At 37.2% G+C, this 18,971-nt stretch carries 14 protein-coding genes and 1 riboswitch; of the genes, 6 read left to right on the top strand and 8 right to left on the bottom strand.

Annotation, left to right across the window (positions count from 1 at the left end):
- Positions 1-67: 67 nt before the first annotated feature.
- The 8 genes from ACP6L2_RS07150 to ACP6L2_RS07115 all read right to left on the bottom strand — a co-directional run bounded on the left by ACP6L2_RS07150 (position 68) and on the right by ACP6L2_RS07115 (position 9,749).
- Positions 68-1,249 (bottom strand): homoserine dehydrogenase, encoded by a 1,182-nt coding sequence (locus ACP6L2_RS07150; RefSeq protein WP_440508574.1) that lies wholly within the window; start codon positions 1,247-1,249, stop codon positions 68-70.
- Positions 1,242-2,306: a homoserine O-acetyltransferase family protein gene (locus ACP6L2_RS07145; protein WP_440508573.1), complete on the bottom strand. Its 1,065-nt coding sequence runs from the start codon at positions 2,304-2,306 to the stop codon at positions 1,242-1,244. The genes ACP6L2_RS07150 and ACP6L2_RS07145 overlap by 8 nt, the downstream gene beginning before the upstream one ends.
- Before the next feature lie 45 nt (positions 2,307-2,351).
- Positions 2,352-3,659: an O-acetylhomoserine aminocarboxypropyltransferase/cysteine synthase family protein gene (locus tag ACP6L2_RS07140; RefSeq protein ID WP_440508572.1), complete on the bottom strand. Its 1,308-nt coding sequence runs from the start codon at positions 3,657-3,659 to the stop codon at positions 2,352-2,354.
- A 256-nt stretch (positions 3,660-3,915) separates the two neighbouring features.
- Positions 3,916-4,028, bottom strand: a riboswitch (SAM riboswitch).
- Between the two features lie 180 nt (positions 4,029-4,208).
- On the bottom strand, positions 4,209-4,640 hold the full coding sequence (locus tag ACP6L2_RS07135; protein ID WP_440508571.1) for a hypothetical protein: 432 nt from the start codon (positions 4,638-4,640) through the stop codon (positions 4,209-4,211).
- 163 nt (positions 4,641-4,803) lie between these two features.
- Entirely contained in the window at positions 4,804-5,682 is an 879-nt protein-coding gene (gene dapA, locus ACP6L2_RS07130) for a 4-hydroxy-tetrahydrodipicolinate synthase (RefSeq protein WP_440508684.1), read from the bottom strand.
- A gap of 26 nt (positions 5,683-5,708) precedes the next feature.
- Positions 5,709-7,727, bottom strand: coding sequence for an NAD-dependent DNA ligase LigA (ligA, locus tag ACP6L2_RS07125; protein ID WP_440508570.1), 2,019 nt, complete (start codon positions 7,725-7,727; stop codon positions 5,709-5,711).
- Positions 7,728-7,850: 123 nt separating this feature from the next.
- The gene (locus ACP6L2_RS07120; RefSeq protein ID WP_344673852.1) at positions 7,851-8,882 is read right to left on the bottom strand and encodes a glycosyltransferase family 2 protein; all 1,032 of its coding nucleotides are present in this window, start codon (positions 8,880-8,882) and stop codon (positions 7,851-7,853) included.
- Positions 8,883-9,749 carry a lysophospholipid acyltransferase family protein gene (locus ACP6L2_RS07115; RefSeq protein ID WP_440508569.1) on the bottom strand — a complete coding sequence of 289 codons (867 nt, stop codon included), beginning with the start codon at positions 9,747-9,749 and terminating at the stop codon, positions 8,883-8,885. It lies immediately after the preceding gene.
- A gap of 75 nt (positions 9,750-9,824) precedes the next feature.
- On the opposite strand from ACP6L2_RS07115, the gene ACP6L2_RS07110 reads away from it, so the two are divergent.
- From ACP6L2_RS07110 to ACP6L2_RS07085, 6 genes are all read left to right on the top strand, one after another.
- Entirely contained in the window at positions 9,825-10,436 is a 612-nt protein-coding gene (locus ACP6L2_RS07110; RefSeq protein WP_440508568.1) for a WbqC family protein, read from the top strand.
- 57 nt (positions 10,437-10,493) lie between these two features.
- Entirely contained in the window at positions 10,494-11,150 is a 657-nt protein-coding gene (locus ACP6L2_RS07105) for a hypothetical protein (RefSeq protein WP_440508567.1), read from the top strand.
- 899 nt (positions 11,151-12,049) lie between these two features.
- Positions 12,050-12,607, top strand: a complete 558-nt coding sequence (locus ACP6L2_RS07100; RefSeq protein ID WP_440508683.1) for an RNA polymerase sigma factor — start codon at positions 12,050-12,052, stop codon at positions 12,605-12,607.
- A 65-nt stretch (positions 12,608-12,672) separates the two neighbouring features.
- A complete protein-coding gene (locus ACP6L2_RS07095; protein ID WP_440508566.1) occupies positions 12,673-13,806 on the top strand; it encodes a FecR family protein in 1,134 nt (377 codons plus the stop codon).
- Positions 13,807-14,076: 270 nt separating this feature from the next.
- Complete coding sequence (locus tag ACP6L2_RS07090) at positions 14,077-17,472, top strand: SusC/RagA family TonB-linked outer membrane protein (RefSeq protein ID WP_440508565.1); 3,396 nt, start codon at positions 14,077-14,079, stop codon at positions 17,470-17,472.
- Positions 17,473-17,475: 3 nt separating this feature from the next.
- A complete protein-coding gene (locus ACP6L2_RS07085) occupies positions 17,476-18,969 on the top strand; it encodes a RagB/SusD family nutrient uptake outer membrane protein (RefSeq protein WP_440508564.1) in 1,494 nt (497 codons plus the stop codon).
- Positions 18,970-18,971: the final 2 nt, after the last annotated feature.

The raw sequence follows: 18,971 nt of genomic DNA, 5'->3' as shown, positions 1-18,971 counted from the left end.
CATCCATCCTAAGATCATGCTCTTTTCATAAATTATACGAGTTTATTATAAAAATTTTTATGCTAGATTATAAAATCTCTGCTAAGAAATTACCTTTTTGATGAATTAAATCTCGTTTATCAATAATTTCCTGAAGATTAATTGTTCCAATTACATATTTATGGTCATCGCTATAAAAACGTTCTGAGATATTGATGAATTCAACATTCTCTAATACATCTTCATCTTCATATCGTAAATAGACTTTCAATTCGTAATCGGTAGAATAGCTTAATTCCTGTGCATCAAGATGCTTCTTGTATTCGTATTTATAGTCGTAACGTAATGCGGCAATATCAGACAATACAGCCGATCCAGTAGGGTGGCCGCCTGCTCCTTTACCATAAAAGAATTGCTCATCTGCAAAGGCTGCCTTGACAAGAACACCATTGTTCTCATTCTCTACATTATAAAGAATGTTATTGTTGCTGATGAATTTTGGTAATACGTACAATACGACCTGGTGGTTTGAGATCTCCTTTGCTAATGGAATTAATTTAATTTTATAATTTTTCTCCCGAGCATAACGGATATCCGCATCCCCCAAGGTGTCAATTCCAAGGTTTAATATTTGATTTGGGTCGATATAAAGACCATAAGCATGTGAAGCTACAATAGCTAATTTGAATTTAGGGTCATAACCTCCCACATCTAATGTTGGGTCAGTTTCAGCAAATCCTAATTCTTGTGCTTTTTTCAATGCTGAATCATAAGACTGATCCTCATTGAAAATCTTGGATAAAATATAATTTGATGAACCGTTAAAAATTCCACTAACGGAATGTAACAGTTCGTTGTCATAATACTCTTCTAAATTTCTGATGATAGGGATACTACCACATACAGCACCTTCATACAATAAGGAAGTGCCATGTTGTTGTTGAATTTCTGTTAATTCTTCCAAATGTGTAGCAATCATTTTTTTGTTTGCTGAAACGACATTTTTACCTGAAGATAATGCGCGTTTTGTGATCTCAAAAGCTGCATCTGCATCATCAATTAATTCTACAACGGTATTGATCTCTGGGTCTTCTAAAATTGCATTAGCATCTGTCGTGAACAATTCCGCAGCTAATGTTCTTTTTTTATCGGCATTCTTGATGACGAATTTCTTGATTTCTAAGTTAAGATTCTTTGTCTTGATGATATCGTATAACCCTTGTCCCACCACGCCAAATCCAAACATTCCGATGGTCAGTTTTTTACTCATTTTCTTGTATTAAATTTAATTGATCTGCTTTGCTATTATTTTTTTCTAAGAAGTTGCTGATAACTTGTGTTAATGTTTTGGTCTCGATGAGGAAACCATCATGTCCAAAAAAGGAATGCAATTCATAATATTCTGCATTCGGAATATTCTTGGCTATAAACTCTTGCTCTTGCGGTGGGAATAGTACGTCCGAAGGGATTCCTACAACTAAGGTGTTGATACCCTCAATGCTGTGCAATACCTCCTCCACAGCGCCTCTATTACGTCCCAAATGATGACTGTCCATTGCTTTGGTTAAGTAATAATAACTTAAAGCATTGAAACGTTTCACCAATTTATCCCCTTGGTAAGCTTGATAGGAAGATGCCTTATAAGAATCCGTTTTATCGTGATCGGACTCTACTTGAGTTACACCATAAGCATTATAGGTACGATAGGACAGGAGAGCCATACTACGTGCGGCCTTCAATCCATTCTGACCCGCATCCAACTTTCTCTCATAGAAAGTAGGGTCTGCTGTCAATGCCAAACGTTGGCTTTCATTGAAGGCAATTCCCCAAGGGGAAAAGAAGGCATTCGTACCGATGGCTATAAGATTGTTGATCTTAATCAATTTAGATGCTGCCCATTCTAGCACTTGCTGACCCCCCAATGATCCACCGATAAGCGTATTGATTTCTTGAATACCCAAATGATTCGCTAATATCTGATGCGCTTGAACCATATCGCGAATAGTTACCTGCGGAAAATCTAGATAATATGGTTCACCTGTTTCCGGATTCGTGGTTAATGGATTTGTTGTTCCGTAATGTGAACCCAATACATTGGCACATACAATGAAATAATCCTTATCATTGAAGAATTCCTCCTCACCAAATAGACCAGGCCACCAATCAAAAACATCCGAATTGGCAGTTAAGGCATGACATACCCAAATGACATTCGATTTGTCCTCATTCAAGCGACCGTAGCTATGATAGGCAATCTGCAGACTTGGTAATTTCTTCCCACTCTCCAATGGGAATTCCTGACCATATTCATAAACTTGTAAACTCATCCGTTCTATATTATGCTGACCTAAAAAGGTCAAATAGGGAGTACCCTATTTGATCTTTTCAAATGCTTGTTCCAAATCAGCTTTGATATCATCGATATGTTCAATACCTACAGACAAACGTAACTGACCTGGGTAAACTCCTGCTTTCTTTTGATCTGCATCACTCAACTGCTGATGCGTTGTAGCTGCTGGGTGAATAATTAATGTTTTTGCATCACCAACATTGGCCAAATGGCTTATTAATTCTAAGGAATCAATGAACTCATTTGCTTTTTCCACGCCACCTTTAACGGTGAAAGACAATACAGCACCATAACCGTTTTTCAGGTATTTCTGCGCATTCTGGTGGTATGGGTGATTTTTCAATCCTGGGTAGCTTACTTTTTCCACTTGCGGATGTGCATCTAACCATTGTGCTATTTCTAAAGCATTATCCACGTGACGTTGAACGCGTAGGGAAAGTGTCTCTAAACCTTGAACCAATAACCATGAATTGAATGGTGAAAGGGCAGGGCCAAAGTCACGTAAGCCTTCTACACGAGCGCGGATAATGAATTGTATATTTCCAAAAGGACCATTCTCACCAAATACATCCGAGAATACTAGTCCATGATAACCCTCAGAAGGCTCGGAGAACTGTTTGAATTTACCATTGCCCCAGTTGTAATTTCCGCCATCAACGATAACTCCACCAATGCTTGTACCATGGCCACCAATCCATTTAGTAGCAGACTCAACCACAATGTTTGCTCCGTGCTCCAATGGTTTGAATAAGTAACCGCCAGCACCAAATGTATTGTCAACGATCAATGGAAGATCATGTTTTTTGGCAACTGCAGCAATCTTTTCAAAATCAGGAATATTATAACTTGGGTTACCAATAGTCTCAACGTAGATCGCTTTGGTTTTATCGTCTATTAATGCTTCAATATTATCTGCATCAGAATCTTCTGCGAAACGAGCTTCAATACCTAATCTCTTGAAAGAAACCTTGAATTGATTATATGTACCACCATAAAGATTAGATCCAGCTACAAAGTTCTCCCCAGACTCCAATATGTTTGTCAATGCAATAAATTGAGCTGCTTGACCTGAAGAAACGGCCAATGCCGCAACACCACCTTCTAAAGCCGCAATGCGTTTTTCAAAAGCGTCTGTTGTCGGATTCATAATACGCGTATAGATATTGCCAAATTGCTTTAAGGCAAAAAGATTTGCGCCATGTTCCGCATTGTCGAAAACATAGGATGTAGTCTGGTATAATGGTAATGCTCTAGAACCAGTAGTAGGATCTACTTCTTGTCCTGCATGAACTTGTAGTGTTTCGAATTTTAGGTTTTTATTTTCTGACATGATATGTGTAATTTTTAATGTGATAATATGTGTTTTTTTGCTAGCCTTTTTAGTCTTTGAGGGAGGTCGTCTTGATTGCTAATATATACAGTTTTCCCAGGCCTATGTTTAGGGAAGGTCTGATACATGAGGACGACTAACGCATTCGCGCTTGACAGACTGCTAAGCAAATAAGGGAATTTGTGTTTCTTACCGTCGGCTTTGCGACAGCACACAATAAATTAGATCTTGAAATTGTAATTGTCATAGTCTATTTCATTTATATGCTCCTAAGCATTATTGCTTCGGACAGGAATTGGCACCTTTTCAATTCTCTTGAAGGTTGCCAGTGGGTCATAGAGCCAGTCTCTCGCCACTTCTTTATAAATCAAGACCATTCTTTTGGAAGGTGTTGATTAGTGTACTACGATTGAAGTACGTCGCAAATATACTGTCCATAATCAATATTTGCAATCTTTTTTTCAAAAAAAGAAGAGCTTTCTATCGACTCTTGTGTAAAGAGATGCCGATAAAAAGCTCTTTTATAAGTTGTTATTCGTGTTTTGAATACTAAAAACCCGAACGCGTAGGCTCGCGCATTTCTACTATTTCATCAACGATATATCTTGAATTTCCTCGCCAAGGGATAACACCCTTATATTCTTTGTAATGTAAATCGAAAATTTTACCACTATTACGTGTTAGGATTTGATAAATGGAATCAGACTCAATGGAAAACTCAAATTCATTATTCGATAATCCGGTGCTGGCACTCTGCGTGCGCAAGCCTGTTTGTATCAACTTGCCTTCGTATGTTTTAAATAGATTCCCTTTCTTGACTGCAAAATTCAACTCCCCAGTTTTTACACCATCTCCAAAAACAAAATAATATTTCCAATAGAATGCTCCTGCAAGTACTAGTAGAACAATTAGAATTAACCAGCTAAAGAATTTCTTGATTTTTGAAGGTCCTTTCTCAGGCAGTTGGTTTGACTTTTCCATAGTGTTTTTTTGATTTCGTTCGCAAAAAGAATACCTAAAAATAAGAACTCCATTACATTATCTAACTATAAAGCGTATAATTTTTTGAATTGTAGATATCCTGTAGGCGAATGCGTGAATTAATAGAAAATGAAAAGGCCCTGATGTTGGGGCCTCTTATATATTAAGCAAGGATGCTCATTTCTTCTTCGATGGCTTGCTTGGTCTTTTCCGAAACAGGCACTAAAGGTAATCGAACTTGATCCGTTCCGTAGCCTTTCTTTTCTAAGATGTATTTTACACCCGCTGGGTTTCCTTCAACAAAACAAAGATCAATTATTTTTAAAGTCTCCAAATGTATTTTTCTTGCTTCATCAAAATTTCCTTCACGGCATAGATGGGCAAGTGCTGAAACTTTCTTCGGATAGGCATTTCCTAAAACAGAAATGATCCCTGCAGCACCCATGGCCATCATCGGTAAGGTAATGGGGTCATCTCCTGAAATCAAAAGAAAATCTTTTGGTTTATCACGAAGGATTTCACTGAACTGTGCAAATGAACCTGAAGCTTCTTTTGTTGCAACAATGTTTTTAAAGTCCTTTGCTAAGCGGATAGTCGTTGCAGGGCTCATGTTGCTTCCAGTTCTACCAGGAACATTATATAAAATGATTGGTAGGGGCGATGCCTCTGCAATTGCTTTATAATGTTGGTAAATACCTTCTTGAGTCGGTTTGTTGTAATAAGGTGAAACCGACAAGATCGCAACATAATCCAAAACGTCAAAACTTTTGATCTGCTCAACGATTTCTTGCGTATGGTTGCCACCGATACCAGCAACTAAAGGGATACGTTTATTAACATGCTTCGAAGTAAATGCCCAAACCTGCTTTCGCTCAGCTTGACTCAGGGTTGCAGTCTCTCCGGTTGTTCCTAGAGATACTAAATAATCCATTCCGCTCTCGATCTGAAAGTCGATTAAGCGCCCTAAGGTTCCGTAATCTACAGTACCATCTGCATTAAACGGTGTCACTAAAGCTACACCTGCTCCTTGAAGCTCATTCATCATTATATATTTTTGTATGCTATTTTTTATTTGTTAATCATCGCCAATAAATCGGATTCTGAAATTATTGGAACTTGTAATTTCTCTGCTTTTGCGAGTTTAGATGGTCCCATCTTATCACCTGCAACGAGGTAATTTAATTTCGCGGATATTCCACTCAACATTTTTCCTCCGTGAGATTCTATCAATGCTGTTAACTCCTCACGAGAATAATCTGCAAATACTCCAGATATCAAGAAGGTTTTACCAGCTAATCCGGTGCCCGCTAAAACAACTTCTTTTTCTTCGATTTCAAACTGTAGACCTGCCGATTTAAGCTTCTCAATCTCCTCCCAATGTTCAGGAAGATTTAAATATTCGTGTAAACTTTCGGCAATTCGTTGCCCAATATCTGGAACAGCAAGGATATCTAAAGCTGTTGCGGATTTTATGGCGTCGATATTTTTAAAATGCTGGGCTAATTTTTTTGCCACCGTTTCGCCAATATGGCGAATGCCTAAACCAAATAGAACTTTCTCAAAAGGCTTTTCCTTAGATTGTTCAATTCCCTTCAGCATATTATCAATGGACTTTTGTCCAAATCGTTCAATACCCACCAATTCATCAGAACGATCCTTTAGGCTATATAAATCAGATATTTTACGAATCAATCCTAAACGATAAAATGTTTCTATTGTTTCATCTCCCAAGCCTTGAACATCCATCATTTTACGTCCAATAAAGTGCTGTAATTTACCAACAATTTGTGGTCTGCAGCCTGCATCATTTGGACAGTAATGAACAGCTTCACCTTCCTCACGAATGAGGGGAGTGCCGCATTCCGGACAATTGCTCGGATATACGATAGCTATTGCATCAGCCGGTCTCTTTTCGATATTGGCAGCAATAATCTTCGGTATGATTTCTCCACCCTTCTCTACAAAGACCGTATCGCCTTCATGCAAATCTAGTCTAGCTATTTCATTCGCATTATGCAAGGAAGCACGTTTAACGGTCGTTCCTGCTAAAAGAACCGGTTTCAAGTTGGCAACAGGAGTTACTGCACCTGTGCGACCTACTTGATAACTAATACTCTCTAATATCGTCTCGACACGTTCAGCCTTAAATTTATAGGATATCGCCCATCGAGGTGACTTGGCCGTGAAGCCTAATTCCTCTTGTTGTGCAAAGTCATTTACTTTAATCACTATACCATCTATCTCATACGATAAGTTATGTCTTGCCTCATCCCAATAGTGGATAAAATTCAATACCTCATCAATGGAGTTACAAAGCTTCGTATGTTCACAAACCGGGAAGCCCCAAGATTTGACCGATTCTATACTATGCCAATGATCATGGAATTGTTTATTCCGATTATCACAATACAGGAAATATAAAAAGCAATCTAAAGGACGCTTAGCTACTTCTCCAGAATCTTGAAGTTTGATGGTTCCAGAAGCAAAGTTCCTTGGATTTGCATAAGTCTGGTCACCATTTTCCTCACGCTCTTTATTTAAACGAAGGAAAGCTGATTTATGCATGAAAATCTCACCACGAATTTCAAAATTCTCAGGATAATTGCCTTTTTTCAGTTGATGCGGTATACTGCGGATGGTTTTAACATTATTTGTTACTTCATCACCTTGGGTTCCATCCCCACGAGTGACTGCTTGAACAAGTTTCCCATTTTGATAGGTAATGGAAATAGATAATCCGTCGAATTTCAACTCCACCACATACTGAACTTGATCACCAATGACCTTACGAACACGAGAATCGAAATCTTTCAGTTCTTGTTCATTATAGGTGTTGCCCAAAGACATCATTGGCCAACGATGTTTTACCGTGTTGAAACGTTGGGTAATATCACCACCAACTTTTAAAGTAGGGGAGTTTGGGTCACGAAATTCAGGGTATTTGGCCTCAAGAGCCTCCAATTCTTTTAGTTTATGGTCAAAATCATAGTCTGATATGGAAGGTTGAGCGAGAACATAATACTGGTAGTTGTAATCGTTCAGTTCTTGAGTGAGCGCTTCTATTTTCGCTTGAATATCTATTGCCATAGACCACGAAATTACAAAATATTCTAGGGCAAAAATAATTTTAAGGAAGGTTTTGTGCAATCATGCAAAGTATTGCAAGTCCTCCGGAAAACAGAATAAACAGAATGTTCAGGAAGAATAGACTTAATGAAAATTATTTTCATCAAGTTCACTGTATTTATGGATTTTATTCACATAATAATCCCAAATAATGGAGTTCTTATATTGTCCTTTGTTATTGTATTTTTTAGGATACTTGGTTCTCTTTCTTGCGTTCCTAAAAAAGTTTCGGAAGAAATACTGATGTGCCCGACTAACTGCCCAAGCGTCTTTTCGCTTACCATCCACTAAAAACTTAATGAGAGCAAATAAATCCCACCACAACCGCATGGCTAAACGCCAGATCGCTTGTCCTAAGGGTAAGTTCTTTTGCATCATGACCATATTGTTCCTAAAGTTCAAATAAGTCTTTTGTGGATTAGAGGTATTCAAAGTGCCACCACCCACATGGTATATGAGGGAATTTGGACAATAGCCAATTTTATAACCCATTCTTTTGAGGCGCCAACACAGATCAATCTCTTCAAAATGCGCAAAGAAATCTGCATCAAAACCATTTGCTTCACGCCAAGCGTGCGCTTTAATGAATAATGCAGCACCGGTTGCCCAGAAAACTTCAATCGGATCATTATACTGCCCCTCATCTTTTTCCACCTTATCTAGAATTCTTCCGCGACAGAAAGGAAATCCAAAATAGTCGATAAAACCACCTGCGGCACCGGCATGTTCAAAATGACCCTTTTGATGATAGGATTGTATTTTTGGTTGGCATGCAACTAACAGCGGATCACTCTCCAATTGTTTAATAACTGGCTCAATCCAATTTTCTGTTACTTCGACATCCGAGTTTAAGAGTACGAAATAATCTGCGTCTACTTTTTCAAGAATAGCATTATAACCACCTGCAAAACCCAAGTTCTCCGTATTTTCCAAGATCGTGAACTTCGGGAAATTCTGACGTACATAGGCCAAAGAGTCATCCGTAGAGGCGTTGTCCCCTATAATAAATTCAATATTCGGATAGGTGCTGTTGAATACAGAAGGTAGAAATTTTTCTAGGAAAAATTTACCATTCCAATTTAGTATTACAACGGCGACTTTTGGGTATGCTGTCATTTAATTCCTTCTTTTACGCTTCCATCTGCGGTGTGACCAAAGCCAATATGCCGGCTCATCTCTAATTATTTGCTCCGTAAATTGATTCTGAATATGTGTGATCTCATGTTCAGGGTATGCATCTGGATTTTCTACTAAGGTGGTGAATTTACAAAAATAATATCCTCTTTTTGCTTTTCGTCTTATTTCACAATAAATCACTGGATTTTTCGTCAATCGGGCTATTCGTTCGGTACCTGTAAACACCAGGGTATCTTGGTTCAAAAATTCCATGAAATAATCCGAATCCTGATAGGTAGGAGTCTGATCGGAAACAAACATGCTGATATGTGGATGATTCTTCAACTTCACAATATGACGTAGAATTTGTTTCATTGGAACCATTGTCGCTCCAAACCGCGTTCTGATCTTATTGTGGACCGTATTAAATACTTTGTTATTCAGGGGTTTATAGATAATCAACTCAGGAGTATCCATCATTAAGGATAAGCTATGTATGGCCAATTCCCAATTGCAATAGTGTGCCGTCACGCCGATAACAGATTTACCTGCATCAATATGTCGATATACTTCCTCCGGATTGAGCAATTCTATCCTTTCACGAACTTCTTTGGCAGAAATACTAGCCATCTTAATGGATTCTACCAAAAGGTCGGGAAAATAACGATAGAATTTCTTTGCGATGGCATGAATTTCATCTTCGCTCTTTTCTGGGAAAGAATTTCGCAAGTTCTCATTCACAACTCGCTTACGATAACCGAAAATCTTGAATATCAGGAAGTATAAGAAGTCAGAGATCAGGTAAAGACACCAAAATGGAAGAAGAGAGAGTATATAAATTAAACCATAAACGAGCTTTTCCTTCATTCTTATTGTATTCTTCTTTACAAATATCCCTAAATAAAGTTATTTTTGCGAACATTTTAAAGTGATAATTGATATATGTCGCAAGATCTGTTACTTCCGGTTTTATATTTACCTAATATTTCCTATTTCAAAACCATAAAGGATTGGGAGGGAGATATTTTATTGGAACGATTTGAGAATTTCCCAAAGCAGACCTTTCGCACACGTACGCAGATTGCTACAGCAAATGGGGTATTGGAATTGATCATCCCAATTGTTCATGGTAAAAAGGAACGTGTAGCGATTAAAGATATACGTATCAATTACGACCATCCTTGGCAACGTCTTCATTGGTTGAGTTTGCAAACCGCATATCGCAGCTCTGCTTATTTTGAATTTTATGAAGATGATCTAGCACCCTTTTATGAAAAGAAATACGAGTTTCTTATGGACTTCCATGTAGAGCAACTGCAGACGCTCCTTAAATTGCTTAAGATTAAAAAGGAAATTCATTTTACAGATGCCTATAAGCGTGAAACGCCACAAGAAATCGATTACCGTTCTGCTATTCACCCGAAGTTAAAGAGCTTACTGGAGGAACCACAGCCTTATTATCAATTATTCTCCGATAAAAATGGTTTTCAACCTGATTTAAGTGTGATTGATCTTTTGTTTAGCCAAGGTCCACAAGCCAAGAAATTTTTATAGATTAGGCCTTTCAAACATTATACTCGACTTTATTGTTTATAAGTAAAATTACACTGCATGAAGCGACTCTTTTTATGCCTAATCTGTCTATGCTTGGGTTTTGCTGCTATGGCCCAAAGGGGGGCGGATACTATTCATTACCGTAAAGTTTACTACTTTGGTGGTACAGGCCTTTCTATTCCATTAGGTAAAACTAAAAATGCTTTGACAACCAAGTTTTTTACGGGAAGTATGGGCTTGGATATTTCGTTGAAAAATCCAAAATACTACCTTTTACCAACCTTGTATATGATGAGTTTTGGTTATGATGAACTCGAAAAGGATCCAGCTTATAACCGTCAATTAACAAACGGTCGTGCTACGATGTACACCTTAAGTTTAGCTGGTGGTATCCGTAGACAGATGAACCGACTTAATACTTATGCCTATGCAGGTCCAGGTGCAGCATTGAATTCAGAACCAAGAGCAAATGATAATGCGCAAACTCAAGTGGTGGATATTGAATATAAGTATAGCATTTCTCCAGCCTTTAAATTAGGGATAGGATCAGATTATAAATTCAAAGGCTTCTTCTTGGGATTCGAAATCGGCTATATGCGGAACTTTAAGAAAATTCAAGGAAATCCAGTACACGTGATGACCATGATGGTTGGTCTAAAATCAGATATTACAAAGATTAGTGATAAAGTTGTTGATGTAATTTCAGGAAATTAATAAAATTATCCTGCTGATTATTAAATGATTATGTTTTTTAATCTAAGCTTTTTATATTTTTTTAATAATTCAGATAATATTCATGAAATATTGTCGTTTTCAATACAACTAGATAAATAGAAATATTTAGGTTAATAATTGGTTTGGTAAATACCTGGAGTTCTCCGCTTCAGGTATTTTTTTTGTTCTATTTCAAGAATCACCGGTTAAATTGTTCTGTTTTTTTCCTTTTCTCTTTCCACTTTTTCCTTTCCACTTTCTGTTGTCTTTTGTCTGTAGTCTCACCGTCTCTCCTAGGGGTTTTATTCGAGACTCTAACGGATCTCCTTCGGAACTTGTTCGGATCTCCTTCGGATCTCGTTCGGTTCCGACCGAACGAGATCCGAAGGAGATCCCTAGTAGATCCAAAGAAATTCCCTAAGCGTATCAAAGCAAATACAAGTAATTCCCTAAGCTGATGTTTAGGAAGACAAACTCAAATACAATTATTAGAAAATAAATTTCAGAAACAAGATACTAAAAGGAAATAGCAGGCGTTTAAGATAGTAAATTCATAATTTCATAATTTAGGTTAATAATTGGTTTGGAAAAACACCTGAGGTTCCCCACTTCAGGTGTTTTTATTTTTATATTCTGTCCTTCGTGAATGTTGTATATATACAATTATAAGCTGATAAGTAGATGATTTGCTTAGCATAATTAACCTATTCTCATTGGATTGTCTCATTCTTAATACGTGAGATTAAAAATTCTTCTTTTTGTAGCAGTCTTGCTGCTTTATACGTTTTAAATTGACTAATTGTAAATATATTTTCTAAAACAAAAATTATTACGGTATATTTTCCGCTTCTTTGTTATAATAATTAATAATCTTTGTTTGTTTATCAATTTTAAACTTGATGTCTTCTGAACACAAAACCGATTCAAAATTAATAGACCTTATCCGGGAAGATCATATTGAGGCTTTTCATGCACTCTATAATCGCTATAAGGCAGCATTATTAGTATTTGCTGCACAAAGAGTAGATAAACTAATTGCTGAAGATTTAGTTCATGATGTTTTTATGGGTATGTGGCGAAACAGGAACCAGTTGGTTATAGCGGATGAAATTTCGGGTTATTTGTTCAAAGCTATGCGGAACCGCATAATTGATCATATGGCACGAGATACGCATGCCAAGAGGTACCTGGATTCTCTAGAAGAATATTCTTATAGTTTTTCGTTAACAGACGCTAAGATTCGTGAAGATAACTTTATGGAGCGCTTGGAGGATTTATTGAAACGCTATGGTCCGCAATATCAAACAATTGTTCACATGCGCATGCAAGGGTATTCCAATAAGGAAATTGCGGAGGCATTGGGATTGTCGGAGAAGACGATTCGAAATCAAACTTGGATGTTGATGAAGTATTTACGATCAAAAATCTGTCAAGCATTGTTATTCTTATTTTTTTAAGGACATGGCAGTAAATGAGCCGTTTATAAAAGAAGTGTGACGATTTCAAAACGAATTAGACCAATATGAACTTTGATAAAACGATCCTTTACAGGTATACACGTGGTCAATGTACCCCTTACGAAAAATTACTCGTTGAATCGTGGATAGACCAGTATAAGCTTCATGACGAACCACATCCGAAGGACATGTTGAACATGCTGCAATCTTTAGATAAAAAAGTGATCCAGAGTCCTAAGGTTCGACGGTTCAATTGGAAACCAATTTCGTTAGTTGCAAGTATTCTGTTAATAGTAGGAATAACGTATTATTTCATAAGTTATAAACAGCAGTCAGCATATGTCTTAGGGCAGTTAGCTGAATATAAGTCGCCAAAATCAAGCAATGCCGTATTGGTCTTAGAAAATCTTCAAGAATATAATTTGGATAGCCTCTCCCAAGGCGATACGCTGTATTGCAAAAACTATTTGATAACCAGACTCACAGGGGGTGAGTTGCAGTATATTTTGCATGATCCAAAGGCAGAGTCGTTGATGAATACTGTCCGAACAAGTCAAGGAGGCATGGTAAGCTTAGTGCTTTCCGATGGAACTAAACTCTGGCTGAATGCCAATTCAGAAGTTACCTATCCAATTCGATTTAAGGAAAATTTACGTGAAGTCAAATTAAAAGGAGAAGGTTATTTTGAGGTGGCTCAAGCTTTGAATAAGGATCATCGAGTTCCTTTTTATGTTCGTGGGGATCGGGAATCAATTTCCGTACTAGGAACTAAATTTAATGTGAATTATACCTCAGCGGAAGAGACTTTTCTTTTGGAAGGGAAAGTAGCTATTGCAAAGGGTAGCGCTGAAATGCCAGTTAATGATCTTGATTTTAATGTGGAACTTGTTGATAATCAGGTTTATTCAGATAGTTCTGTTCAGCCTGCATCTGATTTGTCTCAATATATTGATTGGAAAGATGGATTCTTTTACCTGAGCGAACAACCGCTACACCGAATTGTAGAAAAGCTTTCTTCATGGTATGGGATTTCAATTGAAGTCGATCCTTCCATAAGTGAAAGCATCCTATTTGGTCGAATTAGTAGAAAGAAAAGTTTGAAGGAAGTTTTAGAGGTTTTATCGGCAGTTATACCGATGGAATTCGAGTTGAATAAAGGAAAACTTTATTTAAGAGAATCAAAGCATTTAATTAATTAATCTTCGTTTCTTGTTATATGTGAGCTGTTTTTTTACTCATCAAAAAAATATTTTACATTTTATAAGGACATACAAACCATAAGTCCGTTTTCCATTAAAAGCTAATCGCTCAAGATTATTCACTTAAGCGAAATGGAATACACTTCCGATTGATAACCCTGATCAAGTTTTTCTTTCGATTTAGTTAAAGCCAATTTCTAGGAAAATATTCTATAGAACGATGTGCTTAGCCTAAATAAATAACCATTTATTCTAAAAAAAATTAAAATTATGAAAGGTAAAAAACGCCTGAATGAAAAATTCAAGTTTAGAGACACCTATGTTTCAAAACATCAGCGTTCTGCCATATTGCTCATTAATTTCTTAGTTCTATTTTTCATATCGATTTCTGCTTTTGGGCAAAAGGTTACTTTATCGGAAAACAATGCTAAGATGAGCGATGTGTTGGAGAAATTGCGACAACAGACACAATGTGATTTGGTTGGGGAACTGACCTTATTACAAAAGACAACTGCGGTGACCATCAAAGTAAGTAATATGGATATTCAAAAAGTATTGCTTGAACTTGAAAAAGACCAACCATTGAAATTTATTTTCAAAAACAACACCATTATCGTACAGCCCAAAAGAAGGGAGAATGAAGGAAAGACAAAAGAAGTTTCTCAACAAGGAGAAGAACAAGACTTCTATCGTTTACAGGGAAAGGTAACGGATGAAAAGGGTAAACCAATAGGAGGGGTAAACATTCAAGTATTGGAAACTGGTCATGCTTTAGGTTACACGCTGCCTAACGGTACTTATACGGTATTTGTAAAAGAGGATGATTTCATAAGGTTTTCGATGATGGGTTATGGTTCACAACATGTCGAGGTAAAGGGTAGAAAACAGATTCATGTCCGGATGAATTCCACCAAGACCGAAATCGAGGAAACTGTTGTGACAGGTTATACCAAAACTCGTCGGGAGGCTTTTACAGGGGCTGCCACCACCATTACTCGTAAAGAGCTTGAGAAATTCAATTCTGGGAATATTTTTTCCTTATTGCAGGCATTGGATCCATCATTTAAAGTTGATGAACGGGTACAAGCTGGTTCCAATCCAAATGCACTTCCTGAGATTAATATTCGTGGAATTTCCAGTGTGGGTAATCATGTTGTAAATACGCCATTGGTCATTTTAGATGGTTTTGAAGTACCCTTAGCAGCGCTATATGATTTAGATGTCAACCGTGTAGAGTCCATTTCGATCTTAAAAGATGCCAGCTCGACCAGTTTATATGGCTCAAGAGGAGGAAATGGCGTAATTGTCATTGAAACTAGGTTGCCAAAAGATGGTCGATTCACAATTACCTACGATTTAAGACCGGCTAGTTCCATAGTTGATTTATCGGATTATAATCTAATGAACTCTGCCCAAAAATTAGAATATGAAAAATTGGCTGGGATTTACAAGGCCACAAATATGGATGATCCGAATTGGGCGCATATGGAGCAGGAAATTTTTAATAACTTATACAATAAGCGTTTGCAGGATGTCAAATCAGGTGTTGATACTTATTGGTTAAAACAACCTGTTCGGAACACCTACTCCTTAGGTCACAGTCTACGTATGGAAGGTGGAGGAGAAGAGGTTCGATATAGCTTGGAAGGTAACTTTTCTGACTATAAAGGGGTTATGAAGGAGTCTGGAAGAATCCGCGGAGGAGCAGCTTTTAATTTGATTTATCGTATTCCCAATGTGATCACCTTTCGAAACGTAGCTTCTTACCAATATACGAAGGCTTATAACAGTCCATATGGTGAGTTTTCCTACTATACCTTATTAAATCCCTATGAACGTATTTTCGATCAAAATGGGAAATACATTGTCCGTTTTGGGGAATTAGGCCAGCATTATACCTTCGGTAATTTAATGTTTAATCCGCTTTATAATGCACAATTGGGGCATAGGAACGACAGCAGGGCACACTTTATCACCAATAACCTTGCTATAGAATGGTTTGCAAGTCCCAATTTTTTAGTTCGCTCTAGAGCGATGATTTCCAGGACAATTGAAGATAACGATCGCTATATCTCGCCCTTTAATACCCAATTTATTGATCAAAAAGACCCTATGAAAAAAGGATCTTATACCATTGGTAATACTGCCAGTTCGGCATTTGAAGGACGATTGGAGCTACAATATAGTAAGCAATTGCAAAAGCACCAGATCAATACCAGTGTAATTGGTGAGATCCGTGCATCCAATGTAACAGGGAACTCCTATCAATTAACTGGATTCATAGACGATCGATTTATGACACCGCAAATGGCACTTAGTTATGCAGAAAATACATTACCCAGAACCAAATCCGATCCCGTGCGAGAGTTGGGGGTAATTGGGAGCTTTTATTATACCTATGACAATCGTTATAATTTTAGTTTAACAGGTCGAGCAGATGGAGCCTCCATTTATGGTCCAGAGAATCGGTATTCTTCCTTTTGGAGTGCGGGTCTCTCTTATAATATTCATAATGAGAAATGGTTTAGAAGGGATTATGTTAATCGCTTAAGGCTTTTTGCAAACGTAGGTACTAATAGTTCCGTAAGTAATTTCAATGCCGGGATGGTTAATTCGGGATATGAATTTATAAGTGGTTTATTTTACATCAATCAATATGCTACACGCCATACTAGTCAAGGTAATTCAAAATTACGCTGGCCAGATCAAAAGCAGTACAGTTATGGTACGGATATCTCTGTTTTTCAGGACTTGTTGAATTTGAATGCAAATCTTTACAGCCGGGTCACTGACCGAATGATTTCTAATATTACGGTTGCCCCATCTTTTGGTTTTCCAGACAATACCTACTTTGCCAACCTTGGTAAAGTAAGCAACAATGGTTTTGAAATCAGTGCCAACATTCGATTGATGGAGCGAGAAAGTAATCAATTGTCTTGGTTTTTGACTCTTGGTGCAGTTCAAAATAGAAGTAAGCTATTGGAAATATCCAATGAGTTACGTGAGCTAAATGAATCTTTACTTGGTAGGGATCATAATGGAAATGTTATTAAGCCATCTACCTATTTTGAAGAAGGAAAATCACTTTCGATTATTCGTGCAGTTCCATCGTTAGGGATTGATCCGGCAACAGGAAGAGAAATGTTCAGAACCTTAAACGGTGATGTTACTTATACCTGGAATGCCAATGACCAGGTGGAGGTGGGAAATGAGGAGCCATTGCTCTATGGAAATATCGGAACTTCCTTTAATTACAAAGGCTTTTCCCTTCAGGTCATAGGAAACTATGAATTTGGAGGCGAAAAATTCAATGAGACATTGATGAATAAAATCGAAAATAACGATATCTATGTCAATGCCGATAAGCGGATTTTGGAAGAGCGATGGAGAAAACCAGGTGATATTTCCACCTTTAAGTCAATTTCCGATGCTAAAGTAACACAAATCTCTAGTCGATTTATCCAGCGTGAGAAATATCTCCGGCTTTCCTCCATCAACATCAACTACAATTTTGGCATGAAAACCTTGCAGCACTTCAAACTGCAACGATTGAAGCTTAATTTCTCCATGAATGATGTTCTACGTTTGAGCAATGTGGCTATGGAAAGAGGGATATCATATCCCTATGCTAGAGAGTATAATTTAGGTGTAATGATTCAATTCTAAGCCATGAAAAAACTAATATTATTAAGTGTATTGTCCTTGCTTATATGTACAGGATGTGAAAAATTTCTTAATGTCAACCCAGTAAACAAAGCCTACGAAGGAGACTTGTTCAAGGATAGGTTTGGATTCGAAACTTCTTTGGCAGGGGTCTATGCTATCCTAAATAGGGAAGCCTTATATGGCAAAGAAATGAAATATGGATTTATGGAAAGTATGGTTGGCACTTACAACAGTGTGAACTCCTCTCATATGTACTACCGATCCTCTAATTATCAATATGATTTTGGTGCAATTATATCCATTGTTAATAACATTTGGTCACAACATTATTCAGCTATTAACCAGGTAAATATCATGCTGAAATATGTGGATGAGCTACCTCAAGATCAAAATTATTACTTGATTAAAGGGGAGCTGTTGGGATTAAGAGCCTTTCTTCATTTTGGAATACTGAAGTTATTTGGTCCTGTAATTCCTGTAGAAGGTCTGTCAGCAAGTGCAATTCCATATCGTACTTCTTCCGAGGTGAAATTGGCAAAATTTTCAACTGCTGCTGAAGTTATAAATTTCCTTCAAAAGGATTTGGCAGAAGCTAGAGCACTTTTAGGAGAAGATCCTATACGGAAGGTGGCTAGAACAGCCAATCAAAACCAATATGTCTATGAAAAATACAATAGTTTAATTGACAATAGGGGATGTAGGATGAATTATTATACCATATTAGGTTTGCAGGCATTAACTGCTCAATGGGCTGGTGAATTACCAAAAGGGAGAGAATATGCAGAGGAACTCATCAAGGAATTAGAACCTCGTAGTAACTCCATACATTTAGCAACTTCTGGAGAATTAAGTTCCGACATTAATAAAAGAATGCCAATGGAATCTTTGTTCTCCTTGATGAATCAAAATTTATTAACACAAAATCATATAGTGAATCCTCCTTTAGAGGATAGTCGTCCTAGCAATGCGTCTCCGTTGCTTTTTGCGAACTATAATTATTTGTTAGGCAATCTGTACAATCTATCTGGCCAAGGTTCATTAAATGATTATCGACTTGTAAATTGGTTTACTCGAGCCGCTAATTCGACCGTAACTTGGAAACTCACCAAGTATCACTTTAATGTAAGTACACCTTTCTCCAATCTATATTATAGACCATATTTTGAGAATAAAATCATTGGACTACATCAAATTTATATGTTGGCAGCAGAAGAATATGCGGATAGTAATCCACAAAAGGCCGTTGAATATTTGAATAAAGTTAGAAATGCCAGGAATATAACCAACAATATCATTTATGATTCCAATAAAACAAGTAAGGTTATAAAAGACATGATTTTCGATGAACTAAGGAAGGAAAATGTAGGAGAAGGCATGTTGATTTCAGAATATAAAAGGCTTTATAAACCAATCCACAGAAATACCATTGTAGAGCCAAGAGTAGTCATATTCAAACTGCCAATTCCTGTGGATGAACAAACGTATAACCCTCAATAATA

It is taken from the genome of Sphingobacterium lactis (genome assembly GCF_051951495.1).
Classification (GTDB): Bacteria; Bacteroidota; Bacteroidia; order Sphingobacteriales; family Sphingobacteriaceae; genus Sphingobacterium; species Sphingobacterium lactis_A.
The sequence above is the reverse complement of the archived record's forward strand: the minus strand, read 5'-3'. Positions and strand labels throughout refer to the sequence as shown.

Coding starts and splice junctions, on each gene's coding strand:
- ACP6L2_RS07150 (WP_440508574.1), bottom strand. CDS start 1,249: ATGAGTAAAAAACTGACCATCGGAATGTTTGGATTTGGCGTGGTGGGA.
- ACP6L2_RS07145 (WP_440508573.1), bottom strand. CDS start 2,306: ATGAGTTTACAAGTTTATGAATATGGTCAGGAATTCCCATTGGAGAGT.
- ACP6L2_RS07140 (WP_440508572.1), bottom strand. CDS start 3,659: ATGTCAGAAAATAAAAACCTAAAATTCGAAACACTACAAGTTCATGCA.
- ACP6L2_RS07135 (WP_440508571.1), bottom strand. CDS start 4,640: ATGGAAAAGTCAAACCAACTGCCTGAGAAAGGACCTTCAAAAATCAAG.
- dapA (WP_440508684.1), bottom strand. CDS start 5,682: ATGAATGAGCTTCAAGGAGCAGGTGTAGCTTTAGTGACACCGTTTAAT.
- ligA (WP_440508570.1), bottom strand. CDS start 7,727: ATGGCAATAGATATTCAAGCGAAAATAGAAGCGCTCACTCAAGAACTG.
- ACP6L2_RS07120 (WP_344673852.1), bottom strand. CDS start 8,882: ATGACAGCATACCCAAAAGTCGCCGTTGTAATACTAAATTGGAATGGT.
- ACP6L2_RS07115 (WP_440508569.1), bottom strand. CDS start 9,749: ATGAAGGAAAAGCTCGTTTATGGTTTAATTTATATACTCTCTCTTCTT.
- ACP6L2_RS07110 (WP_440508568.1), top strand. CDS start 9,825: ATGTCGCAAGATCTGTTACTTCCGGTTTTATATTTACCTAATATTTCC.
- ACP6L2_RS07105 (WP_440508567.1), top strand. CDS start 10,494: ATGAAGCGACTCTTTTTATGCCTAATCTGTCTATGCTTGGGTTTTGCT.
- ACP6L2_RS07100 (WP_440508683.1), top strand. CDS start 12,050: ATGTCTTCTGAACACAAAACCGATTCAAAATTAATAGACCTTATCCGG.
- ACP6L2_RS07095 (WP_440508566.1), top strand. CDS start 12,673: ATGAACTTTGATAAAACGATCCTTTACAGGTATACACGTGGTCAATGT.
- ACP6L2_RS07090 (WP_440508565.1), top strand. CDS start 14,077: ATGAAAGGTAAAAAACGCCTGAATGAAAAATTCAAGTTTAGAGACACC.
- ACP6L2_RS07085 (WP_440508564.1), top strand. CDS start 17,476: ATGAAAAAACTAATATTATTAAGTGTATTGTCCTTGCTTATATGTACA.